15 protein-coding genes and 1 other annotated feature are annotated in these 17983 nt (G+C 41.2%); of the genes, 1 reads left to right on the top strand and 14 read right to left on the bottom strand.

Annotated features, from left to right (window positions below; all coding sequences use genetic code 11):
- Positions 1 to 35 precede the first annotated feature (35 nt).
- The 8 genes from H538_RS0111110 to argS all read right to left on the bottom strand — a co-directional run bounded on the left by H538_RS0111110 (position 36) and on the right by argS (position 11371).
- Positions 36 to 1235 carry a trans-sulfuration enzyme family protein gene (locus H538_RS0111110; RefSeq protein WP_026677660.1) on the bottom strand — a complete coding sequence of 400 codons (1200 nt, stop codon included), beginning with the start codon at positions 1233 to 1235 and terminating at the stop codon, positions 36 to 38.
- 177 nt (positions 1236 to 1412) lie between these two features.
- Positions 1413 to 2069, bottom strand: a complete 657-nt coding sequence (gene bshB2, locus H538_RS0111115) for a bacillithiol biosynthesis deacetylase BshB2 (RefSeq protein WP_026677661.1) — start codon at positions 2067 to 2069, stop codon at positions 1413 to 1415.
- Positions 2070 to 2091: 22 nt separating this feature from the next.
- Positions 2092 to 2436, bottom strand: a complete 345-nt coding sequence (locus H538_RS0111120; RefSeq protein ID WP_026677662.1) for a YojF family protein — start codon at positions 2434 to 2436, stop codon at positions 2092 to 2094.
- Between the two features lie 154 nt (positions 2437 to 2590).
- Entirely contained in the window at positions 2591 to 3886 is a 1296-nt protein-coding gene (locus tag H538_RS0111125) for an aminotransferase class I/II-fold pyridoxal phosphate-dependent enzyme (RefSeq protein ID WP_026677663.1), read from the bottom strand.
- Positions 3887 to 3970: 84 nt separating this feature from the next.
- Positions 3971 to 5224: an alanyl-tRNA editing protein gene (locus tag H538_RS0111130; RefSeq protein ID WP_322786408.1), complete on the bottom strand. Its 1254-nt coding sequence runs from the start codon at positions 5222 to 5224 to the stop codon at positions 3971 to 3973.
- Positions 5225 to 5270: 46 nt separating this feature from the next.
- Positions 5271 to 7610, bottom strand: a complete 2340-nt coding sequence (gene helD / locus H538_RS0111135; RefSeq protein WP_026677665.1) for an RNA polymerase recycling motor HelD — start codon at positions 7608 to 7610, stop codon at positions 5271 to 5273.
- 222 nt (positions 7611 to 7832) lie between these two features.
- On the bottom strand, positions 7833 to 9194 hold the full coding sequence (locus H538_RS23675; RefSeq protein ID WP_081412635.1) for a nucleobase:cation symporter-2 family protein: 1362 nt from the start codon (positions 9192 to 9194) through the stop codon (positions 7833 to 7835).
- A 491-nt stretch (positions 9195 to 9685) separates the two neighbouring features.
- Entirely contained in the window at positions 9686 to 11371 is a 1686-nt protein-coding gene (argS, locus tag H538_RS0111150) for an arginine--tRNA ligase (RefSeq protein WP_035350624.1), read from the bottom strand.
- Between the two features lie 38 nt (positions 11372 to 11409).
- Positions 11410 to 11631, bottom strand: a binding site (T-box leader).
- 127 nt (positions 11632 to 11758) lie between these two features.
- Here argS and H538_RS0111160 point away from each other — a divergent pair.
- Entirely contained in the window at positions 11759 to 12355 is a 597-nt protein-coding gene (locus tag H538_RS0111160; RefSeq protein ID WP_026677667.1) for a DedA family protein, read from the top strand.
- A 39-nt stretch (positions 12356 to 12394) separates the two neighbouring features.
- On the opposite strand, the gene ggt is transcribed toward H538_RS0111160, so the two are convergent.
- The 6 genes from ggt to H538_RS0111190 form a co-directional block, all read right to left on the bottom strand.
- Positions 12395 to 14143, bottom strand: coding sequence for a gamma-glutamyltransferase (ggt, locus tag H538_RS0111165; RefSeq protein ID WP_026677668.1), 1749 nt, complete (start codon positions 14141 to 14143; stop codon positions 12395 to 12397).
- A 132-nt stretch (positions 14144 to 14275) separates the two neighbouring features.
- Complete coding sequence (locus H538_RS0111170; protein WP_026677669.1) at positions 14276 to 14863, bottom strand: cell wall hydrolase; 588 nt, start codon at positions 14861 to 14863, stop codon at positions 14276 to 14278.
- A gap of 241 nt (positions 14864 to 15104) precedes the next feature.
- The gene (locus H538_RS0111175; RefSeq protein WP_026677670.1) at positions 15105 to 15881 is read right to left on the bottom strand and encodes an ABC transporter ATP-binding protein; all 777 of its coding nucleotides are present in this window, start codon (positions 15879 to 15881) and stop codon (positions 15105 to 15107) included.
- Complete coding sequence (locus H538_RS0111180; protein ID WP_026677671.1) at positions 15862 to 16857, bottom strand: ABC transporter substrate-binding protein; 996 nt, start codon at positions 16855 to 16857, stop codon at positions 15862 to 15864. The genes H538_RS0111175 and H538_RS0111180 overlap by 20 nt, the downstream gene beginning before the upstream one ends.
- A 13-nt stretch (positions 16858 to 16870) precedes the next feature.
- The gene (locus H538_RS0111185) at positions 16871 to 17668 is read right to left on the bottom strand and encodes an ABC transporter permease (RefSeq protein ID WP_051291443.1); all 798 of its coding nucleotides are present in this window, start codon (positions 17666 to 17668) and stop codon (positions 16871 to 16873) included.
- Positions 17640 to 17930 (bottom strand): thiamine-binding protein, encoded by a 291-nt coding sequence (locus H538_RS0111190; protein WP_026677673.1) that lies wholly within the window; start codon positions 17928 to 17930, stop codon positions 17640 to 17642. The genes H538_RS0111185 and H538_RS0111190 overlap by 29 nt, the downstream gene beginning before the upstream one ends.
- Between the last annotated feature and the right edge of the window lie 53 nt (positions 17931 to 17983).

The raw sequence follows: 17983 nt of genomic DNA on the forward strand, positions 1-17983 counted from the left end.
TCACCTGCCGTTACCCTTTTAAAAATGACTCATTATTAAAAGTCTAACGCAGATAAAGACATTCGTAAATCGTCAATAATATCCTCCGTATCTTCCAATCCGGTAGACAGGCGAATCAATCCGCCGCAAATTCCAAAATGCACGCGCTCTTCTTCAGGGATAGACGAATGGGTCATAGAAGCAGGATGCTGCACAAGCGTTTCCGGGTCACCAAGGCTAAAAGAGATCATCGCAAGCTGCAATGAATTAATAACTGTACATGCCGCTTCATATCCGCCTTTAACGATAAACGATACAATTCCGCCAAAATCTTTCATTTGCCGTTTCGCGAGATCATGTTGCGGATGAGATGGTAAGCCCGGATAATAAACGTGTTCAATTGCCGGATGGTTTTCAAGGAACTGTGCGACTTTTAAAGCGCTCCGGCAATGCTGGCGGACACGAAGCCCCAGCGTTTTCAAACCGCGAAGGATTAGAAACGAATCCCACGCATTTAAATGCTGGCCTAAATCTCCCATGACATGTTTTCTCATGAATTCAATATCATCAAATTTACCGACGATAAAGCCTGCAAGGACGTCTCCATGGCCGTTTAAATATTTTGTCGCGCTATGAACGACAACATCGGCACCGAAATCCAACGGCTTTTGCAAGTACGGCGACATGAACGTATTGTCTACAATTACCGTTAACTGATAGCGATGGGCCAGATTAGACAAGGCTTGAATGTCCAACACCGTCAGGCACGGATTGGACGGCGTTTCAATATATAATACTTTTGTGTTCGGCTGAATCGCTCTTTCCACTTTCGCAAGATCCGTACAATCGACAAAATCAAACGAAATACCGAACCGTGGCGCAAGTGATGTTGTAAATTTATGCGTTCCGCCATATACATCTTTTGTAACGAGAGCATGATCACCGTTTTTTAAAAAGGCAAGCAAAGCCGTTGAAATAGCCGCCATACCGCTCGATACCCCAAGTGCCGCTTCGCCATTTTCCAGTAGCGCTACTTTCTCCTCAACCGTTTTCGTTGTCGGATTTCCATAGCGGCCGTAATATACGCCTTGATCTTCACCGGAAACAACAGCGCACGCTTCGTCCGTGCTTCCAAAAGCATAAGCGACAGCCGGAACGATCGGCGAGGCGACGGCCCTTGTATTCCGGCAAGGCTCTTGAGCTGCATGGATGATCGTTGTGTCCATATTCCATTTCCGTTTTACAGTTGTATTCATAAAAAAATCCCCCTATTCTTCTCTGCAATTCGCATGAAATTTCTAGTTTCATACCAATTGCAAAAAACATGCCAACGGAAAAACCGTTGATTTCGGGGGATAACATCTATTTCATTCTCAATTTTGAAAAGAGAAAAAGCGGAATGACCTTGTTTTTTCTCAAAGTTGATAAACGGATTACCATTTATAATGCCAAAACATTTCTTGAGAAACCCATTTCATAATATCGGGTTCCTGAGGTGTTCCATTCTCCCAGCTTGAAATCATTCCTTCTGTTTGCGAACGATGGGCTTTAATCGCTGCGATTTTGATATCAACAACATCAATGACATCATTGACGACGTCCGGATTACCGAGCGCTGTCAGCCGGTTTTTCGTAATTGCATGGCAATATAATGTCGGTCTTTCATTCTCCGGCAGACGTCCGACCGCCGTGATTGTTGCGAGCCCACAAGCATCATGATCAGGATGCACACCGTGGCCGGGGTAATGAGTAATAATCAATGAAGGATTAAGTTCCTGTATAATTTCAAAAATGCTGTCAGCAACGACTTCCACATCTTCAAATTCTAACGTTTTATCGCGAAAGCCTAAACGGCGTAAATCTTTTATTCCTAATATTTTGCATGCTTCTTCTAATTCTTTTTTTCGGATCGCAGGCAACGTTTCACGGTTAGCAAAAAACGGCTTCCCCATATTCCTGCCCATTTCACCCAGGGTTGCGCACGCATAGGTGACAGGAACCCCTTTTTGGGTGAATTGAGCAATCGTTCCAGCTGAACCAAACGCTTCGTCATCCGGATGCGGCAATACGACTAATACGTGGCGTTCCATATTCATTTCCTCCTTCATTCGCTTAAAATGGTTGGTCACTTAATTGCAAGGCAACTGTTAGCCTTCCTTCGGCGTCATGGCCAGCAAGCAGCAATCTATTCTGTTCATCCAGTTCCCAATCGGTCAATCCTTCTGCGTAAATCCAGCCATGTTCCATTTTCAGCCCGACGCGGTACGGACCATTGCCGACAATACTGCCTCTTGAAAACCGAACGACACTGTTGCGAATATATGCCCCGACGGTTAAATTCTTTTCATTGTGGAAAGACGCATACGCACCATTTGTCGTTTCAAGATGTATATAAAGATTTTTATTGACCAATTTGTCAAGTACGTCCTGCACTTCTTGTTTTACAATTGGCTTCATGTAAGAACCCCCTTTATTCGCTTATGTACTTCTTTATTTACTTCATTGTTCATTATACCACTTAAGTCACTTACAAATCGTTAGGAATGCTCACACGTAATAGTATCCCGGATAATTAGAAAAAGATTGCCCGGGAGGCAATCTTTTTCTATGTTTATTTTTCAATGTCCTTAACTCCAAGGTAAATGGTGTTAAACAATTCCTCAATGTCTTCTTCTTCGATACAAGAGAAGGCGACACGTAAATCCGTTTCGCCAAGGGCAATCGTTCCTACTCCGTACTTTTCAAGCAAATGAACCCTGAGTGACTCGGCATCGACCGTTTTTAACTTGAGGCACATGAAATAGCCTGAATTAAAAGGATAATAGTCCCATGCATCATCAAATTTACCGCTGTCGAGCAAGCGCTTGACGGCGTTTGCCCTTCCCTTCATAATGTTGAACTTTTCTTGTTTTTGATCATTGAATTCAGGCGACTCCAGCGCACGCAAGACGAACGTTTGTGAAGGATGCGGACCGCTTGAGATCGTCGCACGGATAATTCCCGTCGCTTTCTGTTCCAATGCATTTAATAATGCATCGCTTTGTCCGGCAAATGTAATGAAGCCGACGCGGAATCCCCAAATATACTCTTCCTTTGTTGCGCCGTCCACTTTTATGGCCAATACGCGAGGGTGCAAGTCACTTAAAGCACCAAAAAGGGATTCGTGAAGCGTATCTTCAAAGAAAAGGCTAAAATAGGCATCATCTGTAACCGCGACAATGTTAATTCCTGCCTCAGCTCCATCTTTAATAGCGGAAACGATTTGCCTTCCCTCTTCCACACCTGGCGTATAGCCTGTTGGATTGTTCGGGAAATTCAATATAACAATCGCTTTCCCTTTATCTTTTTGCGCTAAAATGGCCTGACGGAGACCTTCAGCATTAAATTTGTTTTCTTCGTTATAGAGAGGGTATTCAACAATGTTAGCCCCTCTGCGAATGCCGAATGTCAGTTCATAGTTTTCCCAGTTTTTATCCGGGATGATGAGGCTATCACCGCTATCCGCAAAAAGGTCAGCGACCACGCTAAGCCCGTGGGTAAGGGCATTCGTTGCAATTGGAGTGCCAAACTTCTTGCCTTCAAGCGAAGGATTTTCCTCGATCATTTTTTTGCGCCATGCCGTTCTCAACCCGGGCTTTCCTGCCGGCGGGGCATATTCATAAATGTCTTTTGGCGAATAAGAAGACAACGTATCTTGAAACACTTTTAAGTGCATCGGCTCGTTATTTTCAAGGGCGATGCCGATCGTTGCGTTATATTTTGTCGCTTTCGCTTTCGCTTCAGCCGACTGGCTTAAAATCCCTTCTTTCGGAAAATAGATTTTTTTTCCTAAATCCGAAAGCATTGCATAAACATGGGGATTTTCTTGCTCAATTGTTTCATTCAACTTTTTGGCGAGTGTTTGCATCGTTGGTTTCTCCATTCCTCTCGAATTATTTTTGTAATCTATCATACCAAAAATGGCTGGTAAATGTACGCTATTTTTTAAATTTTACTTCGAAATTGAAATTATTTTTCCCTCGGCTAACTCCAAAAGGTATTGAAGCATTTCCTTATTTGAGAGTAACGCTTTTCCGCCACCTTGAGCAATTTTCATGCTTCCGCCGCCTTTGCCTTCAATTTTATTGAGCGCCTGCTTCACGATTTCATTCATATTGATTGCAACGTTTTTCCCGCGGGCACCAATCAATTGCATTCGCTCTCCGCTTGTTGTAACAAAAAGGACGAGTGCCGAATCGTCTAATTCAACAATTTGGTTGGCTAGCGTCTGTAGCTCCTTCATTTCCCTTCCACCAAAAGAAGAGGTTATGAACTTTATATGATTTCGAGAAAGACTTTGTTCGATTAATTTTTCAGCTTCAAATCGCATAAGCTGCGTCGTCGCTTCTTTCAGCGATTTCTCTAGTTCATTATTCGCACCTAAAAGCCGATGGAGTTGGGACACTACATCTTGTTCACCACACGTAAGCACCTTGCACGCCTCGTGCAAAATCATTTGCTTTTCATGCATGACATTTACTGCCCGCATCCCGCAAACAAAATATAGTCGGGTATGCTGTTTATGGCGTTCCCATTTAATAATTTTGACGGGACCGACCTCACCCGTTTGTTTTGGATGCGTTCCCCCGAAAGCGTTATAGTCGAAGTCGTCAATGATGACAAGCCGGATGTTATCATTAACTGAAGGGGGCTTTCTTAACGGGAATTTAGCAATCTCCTTCCTGTCGATCCAACGGGTGTTAATCGAACGGTTTTCAAAGACGATTTTATTCGCAAGCATTTCGGCTTCGAAAGACGTCTCAGGCAACAGTTCATGAACGTCCAAATCAATGGTGACGAATTCCTTACCGAGGTGAAACGCGATCGTCTTCATCCCGAATAATTCATCAAAAGCGGCAGAGAGTAGATGTTGGCCGGCATGTTGCTGCATATGGTCAAACCTTCTCTCCCAGTCTATTTCACCAATGATTTCATTTAGCGGCTCGATCTTGCTTTCTACGTAGTGGCGGATTTCCCCATCGATTTCTTCAACATTGTTGACCCGGACGCCGTTAATAGCTCCTATGTCACACGGCTGCCCGCCACCGGTCGGATAAAATGCGGTCTTTTCTAAAACAACATAGCGACGTCCGTTTTCATCTACATCTTGTTTAATAACAGATGAAGTGAATGTTTTCAAATATGCATCTTTATAAAATAGTTTTTCCGTCATTTTAATCTCCTGATATAAGTTAGTCTCTTCTATTTTATATTAAAAAAATAGAAAGACAAAGGGACGGACAGATCGACCCTCATGAACGTTCAAAAACATACGTTTCTGGAGAAATTCCGGAAATGAACGGGGTCAATTCACCAGCGAAAAAAATATGCAATTCATGCATGGCCCGCGTACACGCTGTATAAAATAGCTTTCTCTCACTTTCTTTTCCATATTGTCCTTTTGTGGCATTGTAAATGATGACGGCATCGAATTCAACGCCTTTTGCAAGATAAGCTGGAATGACAACCGTACCGGTTTCAAACGAGGTCGTCTCTTTGCTAATTAAACGCAACGATGCCTCACCCTTTAATGAAGCGAAGGCTTCCTTACTTTCGGAGGCGGTTTTGCAAATGATCGCAATTGTTTGGTGTCCCGCTTCTTTCAACTCAGCAATCTGTTTTCTTATCTTTTCCGTTAAGTCTTTCGCATTTTCTGCTTTCGATACGGTCGGTTTGCTTCCTTCCCTATTAAATGGAACGATCCATTGCCCACCATCGATCATTCTTCGCGTGAACTCCACGATCGGCTTCGTTGAGCGATAGCTCCGGTTCAATACAATTGTTTCAGTCTGCTCTTTTCCGAACAATTCTACTAAAGCAGCAAACCCTCCACCATTTGAATGGGCATGTATAGACTGATTGACATCGCCAAGAACAGTCATCTTGCTTCTCGGAAAGAGATGTTTAATAAATGCGAATTGGAATGGAGAGTAGTCCTGCGCTTCGTCAATGAAAACGTGGCGAACGGAGTTGTTCGTATGAAAGCCTTCAATTTTCTCTTTTAAGTACAAATATGGTGTCGCATCCTCATAACTTAGCTGGCTACGATTTAAATTTCTGATCGTTTGTAAGCAAATTTCCTCCCAATACTCAGGGGTGTAATCGCAAAGGAAGGTTTTACCCATCGTGAACAGTTGTTTATAGATGGAAGGAATATCAACAAATCCGAGTTTTTTCACACGCGAGCGCAATCGTTTAAAAGCCCGCCCGACAACCATTTTGGCAAGAAAGTTTTGTTCACGTTCAAAATCATCGAACGAATTTTCCGTATACTGTTTCTTGCTTTGCAGTTTCTGAAAGGCTTCCAAGTAATCTTCCCTTTCAAGAAGCTGTATTTCCTCTTCTACCCAGGGCATTTTCCTTTCATGCCGCGCGAGTTCTGTTAGCTCTTTCAACAGCTGTTTTGTGACGATTTCCAGCCGATTGGGTATAGGAAGCTTTAAATCAAGTTTGTAAAATTTTTCCTGAATCGATGCTGCCGGAATAAGAATCCGATCCCGAAACGTAATGTCTTTAAAAATCATTTTTTCTTTTTGGAGAGCCTCGATATATCGGTCAATAACATGCATAAAGTCAAGTGACGCTTTATATTTTATCCCTTCAAGCCGAACCATATAGTCAGGTTCGTTTAAAGGAGTGAGCGTATATTCCATCTGAGTGAAAGGATCCTCCAGTTGAAAGGTTTTCCCAACCCGAAAGCGTAAATACTCTTGAAAAGTGGTTTGCTGCATGTTCTCCTCTCCAAGCTCAGGAAGAACAGTTGATACATAACTGTTAAACATTTCGTTCGGTGAAAATAGAACAATATTATCAGCTGTAATCGTGTCGCGATACCGGTATAACAAGTAGGCAACCCGCTGCAGCGCCGCCGAAGTTTTACCGCTTCCCGCCGCACCCTGAACAATCAAAAGGCGGCTTTTTTCATTCCGTATGATTTGGTTTTGCTCTTTTTGAATAGTGGCGACAATGCTTTTCATACTTGAATCAGAATGTTTTCCTAGAACTTCTTGCAATAATTCATCACCGATCGTTACACTCGTATCAAACATGCTTTCAATTTGGCCGCTCTTAATGATAAATTGACGTTTTAGGTTCATCGTCCCTGTAACATGGCCGCCAGGTGTTTCATATTCTACTTGCCCGACGGAGTAATCATAATAAAGGCTTGAGATCGGGGCACGCCAATCGTAGATAAGGAACTGTTCAGTAGCTTCGTCATAAAACGAACCGATGCCAAGATAGATTTGTTCTTCGCGCGACTCATTCTCCTCTTTAAAATCAATACGCCCGAAATACGGAGATTGCTTCAGCCGCTTCAATAGCTTAAGTTGATCATTTGCATGGCCGAATCTGCGTTCCCGTTCTGCAAGCATTTCCGTTTGTTGTTTAATGCTTGTGTAAGTTTCTAATGTTTCCGTTGGATTATCGAAATTGACGGTCACATCGTTCCAGAAATTTTTGCGAATGGTTACGATAGTAGATTTCACATCCGAAACATCACGGTCTAATAGTTGAATCTCTTTATCAATTTTATCAGTTACAAGATCGACTCTTTGTTGTTCTTTTTTCCATTCCTGTCCAGCCTTACTCATAACATCTCTCCCTTTTAAAAAAAATGATTATAACAGTTGACTCAGGCAAAAGTTTGTGTTATAGTATTAATTGGGTAAATATGATTTTTATTTAAAAAAACGATGACTATCCGTTATCTTATCATAGCTTTCTGTAAATTTCAATACATAAAAAAAGAAGGCGATTTCAGTGATGCGAAATCGCTTTCTTTTTTTAAAACCATTTTAATAGGTGACACCAACCTAGGAGGCTTCGGTTTCTAGTTGGTTCTTCCTTGATTGACTGAAGAAGGCTCCTGAAAAAGTATGAAAATTCAAACATATATTTAACAGTACGGCAACAAGACATGCTGAGAACATTCCATTTTCAAATAATATTTTTACGATCCACGGCATTTGTTTAAATACTTCTGGTTGAAAATTAGACCCTACTCCTACTGCGATGCTTGTCCCTACAATTAAAGTGTTATGGTTTCCTGAATAGTTCACCCTTGAAAGAATGGATATTCCTGCAGAAATAACCATTCCAAATATGGCAAGCATTGCTCCCCCGCGAACACAAGCAGGGATGATCGTGATCATAGCCGAAAATTTCGGCAGAAAACTCAAAACGATAAGTATACATCCAGTAGTTATAGGAACGAACCGGCTTTTTACTCCGCTTAGTGACATTACACCAATGTTTTCATTTAAATATGCATGAGGTACAGAGTTAAAAATCCCCGATATGATTTGACCGACTGCCTGGCCCCTTAATCCATTAATGGCCGTTTTGTCTGATGTGGCCGTTCCGCATACTTCATCTAACACCGAATACGCACCGACACATTGAATTAAATTAATTAAACAGAATATCGACATTGTCATAATGGCGCTTACATTAAACTCTGGCATCCCAAAATGGAACGGAGAGACAACCTGCAACCATTTTGCTTCAAAAACCGGACTGAAGTTGATCATTCCAGTAACGAATGACAAAATTGTTCCTACCATTACTCCAATAAGGATAGACATTGTTTTTAAAAACCCCTTACAGAACTTATGAAGCAAGATAACTAATGCTAAAACAATTGTTCCGATTAACAGATTAGTAGATGAACCATAATTCGGAGAACCCTCTCCGCCTGCAAAGTCTTTAAACGCCACAGGAGCAAGTGTTATACCCATTATCGTAATGAATGATCCTGTGACGACTTTTGGAAAAAATACGAGAATCTTATTAAGGAAAAATGATAAAATTAAAATAAATATTCCGGATCCGATTACCGAACCGAAAAGCGCAGGCAAACCATACTGTTTTCCGATAACGATCATCGGACCAAGCGTAATGAAAGATGACCCCATCACTAACGGAAGTTTTGAGCCAACTCCTTTTCCGATTCCAATTACTTGAATTAAGATAGCCAATCCACTCGTAAGAAAAATGGCAGAAACTAAATAGGCAAGGCTTTTTGAATCAAGTCCGATAGCACTACCTACTATGACTGGAACCATAAATGATCCTACCATTGTCAGAAGGTGTTGAAGCCCCAGCGGCAGCAATTTTGGTAGAGCCAGTTTTTCATCAAAGACAGCGGTTACATTGTTCGTATTATTTGTTTTCATCATTAGCCTCCTAAAATTGATTGAACCCAAAACATAAGTCGCAACAACATTCGTAACCTATCACCAGTATTGCACTTAAACTAAGATGAGATCTTGCCCTTATATTCCTGTGTAATTTTAAATCGTTTTTAGTGTTGCTTATCGCGGAACTCCGTTTCTAAAAATAATTAAAAAAACGGAAACTAATTTTTATAATGATGCCTTGATTAAAAAAACTTTAATCCAACAAAAGTTTCCCCCTTCCCACAACGTTGCTTATTACAAAACATTGTTTCATTATTTATTTAAAAAAACATTTCAATATGAATATCCGTACTTTTTTGACTAAAATGCAATACTGAAGCATGATGGAATTATTATAATGTATTTTAGCAAAATTCTCAACATTCACACGAAAGTTTTTTATATTTTTCCGAACAAAGTTGCAATGGCAATTTTGTTCGGAAATTTATATTTTAGTTTACATAATTTTATTATTGAAATCTTTTTAGTTACATTTCTTCAGGCGCGTTGATGCCTAGTAGCCTTAATCCTTCTTGGAGCACGACTGTCGTTGCATATACGAGAGCCAGTCGCTCTTCTTTTAATGAGTTATTTTCCAAAATTCTTACCGTTCCATAATATTTGTTAAAGCTCTGGGCAAGGTTGATTAAATGTTTGGCGATCAATGAAGGGTTGAATTGTTCGAACGCTTTTTGAATTACATCCGGAAATTCGCGTATTAAAGTCACGATCGGCCATCCGGCCTCATCCTGGATGGTTAATCCGGTTTCCGGCTTTGAAAACTCTCCTTTTTTCAGCAACGTGCACGCCCTTGCATGTGTATATTGAAGATAAGGGCCTGTTTCCCCTTCAAATTTCAACATATGTTCCAACGAAAACTCGACATCATTGATTCGTTCATTTTTCAAATCATGGAAAATGACAGCTCCGACACCAACTTGATGGGCAGTCGTCTCCTTATTCGCAAGGGATGGATTCTTTTCTTCGATATTTTTTTCTGCTAAACGGATCGCCTCTTTTAACACTTCATCCAATAAAACAATCTTCCCTTTACGCGTTGACATTTTCTTGCCGTTTTTAAGAATCATGCCAAAAGGAATATGCTCAATATTTTTTGCCCATTCATAACCCATTTTTTGCAAAACGGCTTTCAGCTGCGCAAAGTGGAGCGACTGCTCTCTACCGACAACATATAGCGATTTTGCAAATTGATAATGGTTCTTTCGGTAAATGGCTGCCGCTAAATCACGTGTCGCGTACAGTGTCGTTCCATCCGATTTTTTAATTAAACACGGAGGCAAATTCTCCTCCTCTAACCGAACAACTAACGCTCCATCTGATTCCTCCAATAGATTTTTCGCCATTAGCTCTTCGACGATGGGTTCCATTTTGTCGTTATAAAAAGCTTCGCCATTATACGAATCAAATGAAATTCCAAGAAGATCATACGTTTTAGAGAATTCCTTCAACGATTCTTCGCGGAACCACTTCCATAATGCAGTTGCTTCTTCATCTTTGTTTTCTAATTTTTTAAACCACTCTCTTCCTTCATCCGCTAACGATGGATTTAATTCCATTTCTTCATGGAACCTTACATAGAGCTTCGTTAATTCTTTAATCGGGTTCGCTTTTACCGTTTCCTCGTCTCCCCATTTTTTATAGGCGACCATCAATTTCCCGAATTGCGTTCCCCAGTCTCCTAAATGGTTAATGCCAACTACTTGATATCCGCATTTTTTAGAAATGTTGGAGATGGCGTTGCCGATGACGGTAGATCGTAAATGCCCCATTGAAAATGGCTTCGCGATGTTTGGCGAGGAAAGATCGATTGTGATCGTTTGCCCTTCGCCGAAGGTTTGGTTTCCAAATGCGTTTTCTTTGCGCAATACCTCCTGGATCGTCTCAGTCATGACCAATTGTTTATTCAGAAATACGTTCACATACCCGCCCGCCGCTTCCACTTTTTCAAAAAGCGGATCGTTGATTTGACCGGCAATGTGACTTGCAATGGCCTGCGGAGACTTTTTCATAGTTTTCGCCAACGGAAAGCAAGGAAATGCAAAATCGCCGAGCTCTTGATTTTTCGGTTTTTCTATCATATTTAGGATGTCTTTTTCATTGATCGACTCTCCAATAACAGTTGATAGTGAGTTTGCAAATTTTTCCTTATACATTAATATTTTCCTCCTTAACCTAAAAAAATCCCGCCTCAGAAAGAGACGAGATGAATTTACCCGCGGTACCACTCTTGTTGTTCCAATATTTGAAACCGGCTTACATATGATAACGGGATGTCCCGGCATGCTCTACTACTATAATGTTCAAGCAAGCATCTCAAAAGTCCGTTTCACTTTAAGGCTTGTACCGGGCTTCCACCTTCCCCGATTCGCTAAAAACAAATCCAAAAAGCTACTCTCTTTTTCATCGATATTGATTTTAATTTTATTTTTCATTGAAATAGCAGCATCTTATTACTATGATAGAGAAAGGTACGTTAAGAATCAATAGGTTTTTGAGAAAGTTCTCTCATTTTTTTGACAACTATAGAAGTTGGTGTGTTCATGGAACAAAATATATTGCATTTTATCCAGCAATTCGAATATATCGGAATATTCCTTGCGCTTGCATTAGGTATTCTTGGACTTCCCATACCTGACGAAGCGTTAATGACTTTTGCCGGCTATCTCGTTTATAAGAATATGATGTCGTATTTTTTAACCATTTTTATTTCGTCGATTGGTGCATTAACAGGGATTACAATTAGCTACTGGATCGGGAGGAGGTTCGGATTGCCTTTAATTACAAAATTCGGGCCAAAACTGCGAATTACCGAGGACAAGCTATTAAAAACCCAGGGCTTATTTCAAAAATACGGAACGTTGTTAATTGTGTTCGGTTATTTTATTCCGGGTATCCGGCATATTACGGCTTATCTGGCGGGAATTTCATCGATGTCATTTAAGAAATATGTCACTCTCGCCTATGCAGGAATTATGATATGGTGCGTTACTTTTGTGACACTTGGCAGAGAATTAGGAAAAAGATGGATGATTGTCGACGAATACGTCCATCGCTTTGCCATTGACGGAATTCTCTTGATTTTGTTCATCGCGATTATCTATTTCATCATTGTTAAAACGAAGAAAACTTACAGATAAGAATGAAGGCTGCTTCTTAGCAGCCTTCATTCTTATACTTTAACGGAATAATCCTATTGCCTTTCCTTGTCTCGTAGAGTCGGCTGCCCCTAGATAAAAATCAGGTTTGCGGAAAATTTGCATACTTTGAACATTTCCAATAGGCTGAGGCTTGCTGTTCCATTTATGTCCCCATTCTTCCAGCCGGTTCCGGGCTGCTTGCGGTATTCCTTCCTCCCAGTTTATGGTCGGATAGGAAGGGCTGAAAATTCTCGGTTCCTCAATCGCATCTTTTAAGTTCATATGATAATCAATAGAATTGATGATGGTTTGGACAACCGATGCGATAATCGTGCTTCCTCCCGGTGAGCCAACTGTCATCACCGGTTTTCCATCCTTAAAAATGATCGTCGGGCTCATGCTGCTCATCGGCCGTTTATTCGGTTGAACTTCATTTGCCCCACCTGGAACCGCGTCAAAGTCCGTCAGTTCATTATTTAAAAGGAATCCATAGCCAGGAACCATAATCCCCGTTCCAAACTCTTGTTCAATCGTCGTCGTATAAGAAACTAGATTTCCCCATTTGTCAGCTACGGTAAAATGAGTGGTTTGGCCAATTTTTTTGTCATCCGGCTGTTTGACGATTGGTTGGCCGCCGTTTCCTTCCTGGAACTTCCATGGATCGCCGGGTTTAATGTCGCTGTTTGCTTTTTCGAATTGAATTTGGCTTCTTCGCTCATTAATATAGTCTGGATTCAGCATTCCTTTTGTCGGGACATCGACAAATTCCGGATCTCCGACATAAGCCCCCCTATCGGCATATGCAAGGTGCATTGCTTCAGTCAATAAATGGTACTTTTCCGGAGATCGGACCCCGTACTGATTCAAATCATATCCTTCAAGGATGCTAAGAATCTGAAGAAGCGTGACTCCTCCTGAACTTGGCGGCGGCATCGAAGCGATTTCGTACCCGCGATATGTTCCTTTAATCGGTTGATCAATGGTGACATCATAATTTTTTAAGTCTTTCTTTGTCATGCTGCCATTATTTTTTTGGACAACAGAGGAAATGGCCTTTGCGATCTCACCATTATAAAATGCGTGTTGGCCATTTTTTCGGATAAGCTTGAAGGTTTTGGCAAGGTCTTTTTGGACGAGCACATCCCCTTCTTTTAATGGCTTTCCGTTTGGCAGAAAAACCTCTTTTGCAGCTGTTTTGGAAAGCTTGTCCTCATTTTCTTTGATCGCATCTGCCAACACCCAGTTCACTTTTACTCCTTTTTCAGCCATTCGGATGGATGGGTCTATAAGTTTGTTAAATGGAACAGTGCCCCATTTTTCATGGGCTTTGACTAATCCTTTCAGCGTTCCAGGAACGCCAACAGCTTTTCCGTCAGTCGATCGGACGGGAAATGGGATAACCTTTCCATTTTTATCTAGAAACATGTCAGGCTTTGCCCCCATCGGAGCTTTTTCGCGGCTGTCAATAATCGTTATTTTATGATTTTTGGCTTCATAAACCATCATAAATCCGCCGCCACCAATCCCGGACATCATCGGTTCGTTTACATTTAAAGCAAACTGAATGGCGATGGCGGCATCGACTGCATTTCCGCCTTTTTTCAATACTTCAGCACCAACTTTGGAAGCGAGTGGATGGGAGGTGACGACCATTCCTTTCGTGCCGACGGCTACCTGGGAGTCAGTGATGTTTCTTTTTTCCTTCGCTTGAATGCTAGTAGGCGAATAATTAACTATCAAAATAGTTGTTAAGAGGATGACAAAAAATTGAAGAAACCTTTTATACATGAAATCCCTCCTTTTTAAAATACGTTATAGTAGAGTATTAATATTGTAAATAGTCTGGATTTATCAGGCTAAAAGTACTAGCACGGAAAAAAGCCTTAAAATCAGCAATGATTTTAAGGCTTTCAATATGTGTTATTTAGTAAAAGTATGATTTCCGATCACGACTGTAACCGGACGTGAGTCTAGCCAATGATTGGTTGCCGTTCTCTTATTGTAATAAAATAATGCGTCGTGTGTATCATCATAACCGCCAAGGGCTTTTTTGGCCGCTTTTATCGACTCTTTCGAAGGCTTTTTAAGCGAACCCGTCATAACTGGCGTAAACTGGCCAGGCTCATAAATGACTGCACTGATTGAATCAGGAAATTTTTTATTTTTAACACGATTTAAAACAACGGCGCCAACGCCAACTTTTCCTTTGAAGCTTTCACCGGAAGCTTCTGATTCAATGAGTGAAGCCAGTAAATGCAACTCTTTTTTTGAAATATGAATCGATTTATTTTTTGAAACCGTAACCGATTTACCTATTTTTGTTTTCTTTATTTTTTTATGAAGTTTAGAAGGCTTTCGCTCTTTTATGATTTGATCATAAAGTGCACCGTGTGTAGGAGTAATGCCCCAGAGTGTGTCACCTTCCCCTGTATAAGCTTCGGCCATCTTTCCTGAAGCGAACACGATGCATAAAGCCAACATGGCTGAAATGATTGTTCCTTTTTTCATTATTGCGTTCCCCCTGGAATCGTTGTTTTCGCCTTCTGTTGCCCGACGATTCTGGACTTAAACGTTCAGCTTCTCTCATCCCCCTGATTTTAGTCCATATAACCTATTTTTTCGCAAAAAAATAGGACTTTTTGACCTTGCTCCCGCTGGTAGATTTATGAAATGTTCTTTGTTAATTTTTATATAAAGGCATAAAATACGGTACGTGAAATTTTATTCTCATTTAAAAATGGCGCCGCCCTTAAAAGAATGCGGCAGCGCTTTTTCCTTCCAATATGGACAATATTTTTTCTTTTTGGCTGGCAAATTCAACCGACGTAATGCTTCGTTTTAGACGGTCTTTTTCTAATCGTATCTTAATTTCAGCAATAATTTTTCCTGGCCGGTGTGACATGATGTATATTCTGTCGGATAAATAAATGGCTTCATCGACATCATGTGTGACAAGCATCATTGTAAAATGAGACTCCTGCCATCGTTCAATGAGCCATTCATGCAGGCCTCTTTTTGTAAGTGCATCCAATTTGCCGAAAGGCTCGTCCAAAAGCATAACTTCTTTTTTACATAAGACGCTCCGCAAAAAAGAAGCGCGTTGTTTCATTCCTCCAGACAGCATGTACGGATAATGGTCACCGTATTGTTCCAATCCAAAGGCGGGAAGCAACTGCTTCGCTTCTATTTTTGCTTCTTTTTTCTTCATTCCCTGTACTTCTAGGCCGATCGTGACATTTTCGATAATTGTCCGCCATGGCAAGAGAACATCGTTTTGCGGCATATAGCTGACTTTTCCAGTTTTGCCGACAATCGACTGGCCATTTAATAATATGTCGCCTGAATCTGGCAAACTCAGTCCCGCGATTAAATCGAGCATTGTGCTTTTCCCGCAGCCGCTCGGACCGATAATGCTGACAATTTCGCCTTCCTTAATATGAACGGATATGTTTTGAATTGCGGTAATGTCATGCGAAAAAGTTTTCGTCACATTTTTTACGCATAACTTATTTTGGGAGGAATTCATTCGTAAACGCCTTCCTCGTATCGATCTTTTTCGAGAGGAGTTTATTTTTATACATCCAATCCGCATAACGTGACCACACTTCTTGTTTTTGCACACCCCAACGGCTGCTATCGGCCTGATATTGTTTGCTTAACCATTGCTGGCTATTTAACACTAATCCACGGTCCAATTCAGGAACATCTTTCACAAGGATGCCTGCCGCTTCTTTCGGATGTTTAATTGCAAAGCTATAGCCTTCTGATAACCCTTTCATAAATTTTTTCACAAGCGGTTTATTCGTCTTTGCCATTTTTTCGTTGGTGATAATGACCGGAGTATAGTAATCAAGAGCAGGGTCTAAATCTTTCACCATTAAAATATTGATGTCTTTTCCTTTTCGTTTCGCCTCGACTCCATCCCAGCCGTAATAAATCCATTCAAAATCGGCGTCTTTGCCGATCGAAGTAAAAAAGTTCGTCTGGCCCAGCGTTACGTTTTTCACTTTTTTATAATCGGCGCCATCTTTCTCCATAACCCCTTTGATCATCGCTTCTTCCGCCGGCGATCCCCATCCGCCATAGCGCTTTCCTTCGAAATCTTTTGGACGAGTAATGTGGTCTTTTTTTAGCGAAGCAAAACCTGATGTATTGTGCTGGATGACGGCCGCAATCGAGACGATCGGAATACCGCTTGCTCTTGAGTTCGTTACGTTTTCCTGGTACGATACGCCAAAGTCTGCCTTTCCTCTGGCGACAAGCTGTTCGGCCGATGTTCCTTCTCCAGGCGGGAGAATCTCAACATCCAAACCTTCCTTTTTAAAATAGCCTTTATCCTTCGCCACATAAATGCCAGTATGATTCGTGTTTGGCGTCCAGTCTAACATGATCGATACTTTCTGTAATTTTTTCGTTCCTTTTTCCGTTTCCGATTGCTTCTCGTTCGCGCAGCCGGACAATAATAAAATGCCTGCAATAATGGGCACGGTCCATTTCTTCATTGATTGTTACCTCCTATTTGCCCTGCAATTTCTTATGCTTATAATGCCAGGGCATAAGTATTCTGGCAATCATTTCAATCCAACCAAATATGATTAAACTTAAAATAACAATAACTAAAATTATGGCAAATACGCGTTCGGTTAAAAAAGACTGAGAAGAGCGGGTTAAAAAAATGCCAAGACCTTTGCTCGCTCCAAGCCATTCCCCAATGACGGCGCCCATAATGCTATATGTTCCAGCAATTCGGAGGCCCGAAAAAAAATGGGGCATGCTTTCAGGAAATTGAACCATTCTGAATATTTGCAAACGGTTCGCGCCCATCGACTTTAATAATCGTATTTTATCCCGATCAACAAGACGAAATCCATCCGCCAGATTTACGGCTATCGGGAAGAAGCAAACGAGCGCGACGACAATGACTTTCGGCAAGAGTCCATACCCGAACCACATTAAAAAAAGCGGTGCGACCGCAATGATCGGTACCGTTTGGGAAATGACAAGAAGCGGATAAACCGCTAAACGAATCATTTCAGAACTTTCAATAACGACAGCAATAATAACGCCGATTATGATCGCTGCTCCGAGTCCGATTAACGTTTCATAAATCGTTTGAATAGAATGATCAATTAACAAATCCTTGCTTTGTATAAGTGCCTTGACAATCGATAAAGGGCCCGGCAAAATCCATTTTTCAATCTGGAAGATACGTACGGCCGCTTCCCATAGGACAAGCAGCAATAGCAACAGCCATGCCGGAAAGACGATTTTTTTCCAGAGCAAGTTATGATCTGTATTTCTTAATTTTCTCATCCATCGTGACCCCTTCTGGGCGGTAATGAATATTAATGGTTGTCAATACATCAAGCGCGCCGGCTTTAATGCAAGCTTCCTGTGCCTCTTTTACAATGTTAAGAAGATGGTCCATTTCCCCTTCCATCACTGTCTCCATAGCGCCAACTTCATATTTCACTCCCGAAGCCTGCACGACCTCTATTGCCTTATCGACCACTTCATACGTATTGCCATCTTTTACTTTTGGAATCACTTTAAAGCTTACAAGAACATCAGCCATTTTGATTTCTCCTTTATATACTTTTTTTCGCAATAAAAAAAGCCGCCAAACGG

The organism is Fictibacillus gelatini DSM 15865, from assembly GCF_000430745.1.
In the GTDB taxonomy this organism is placed as follows: domain Bacteria; phylum Bacillota; class Bacilli; order Bacillales; family Fictibacillaceae; genus Fictibacillus_A; species Fictibacillus_A gelatini.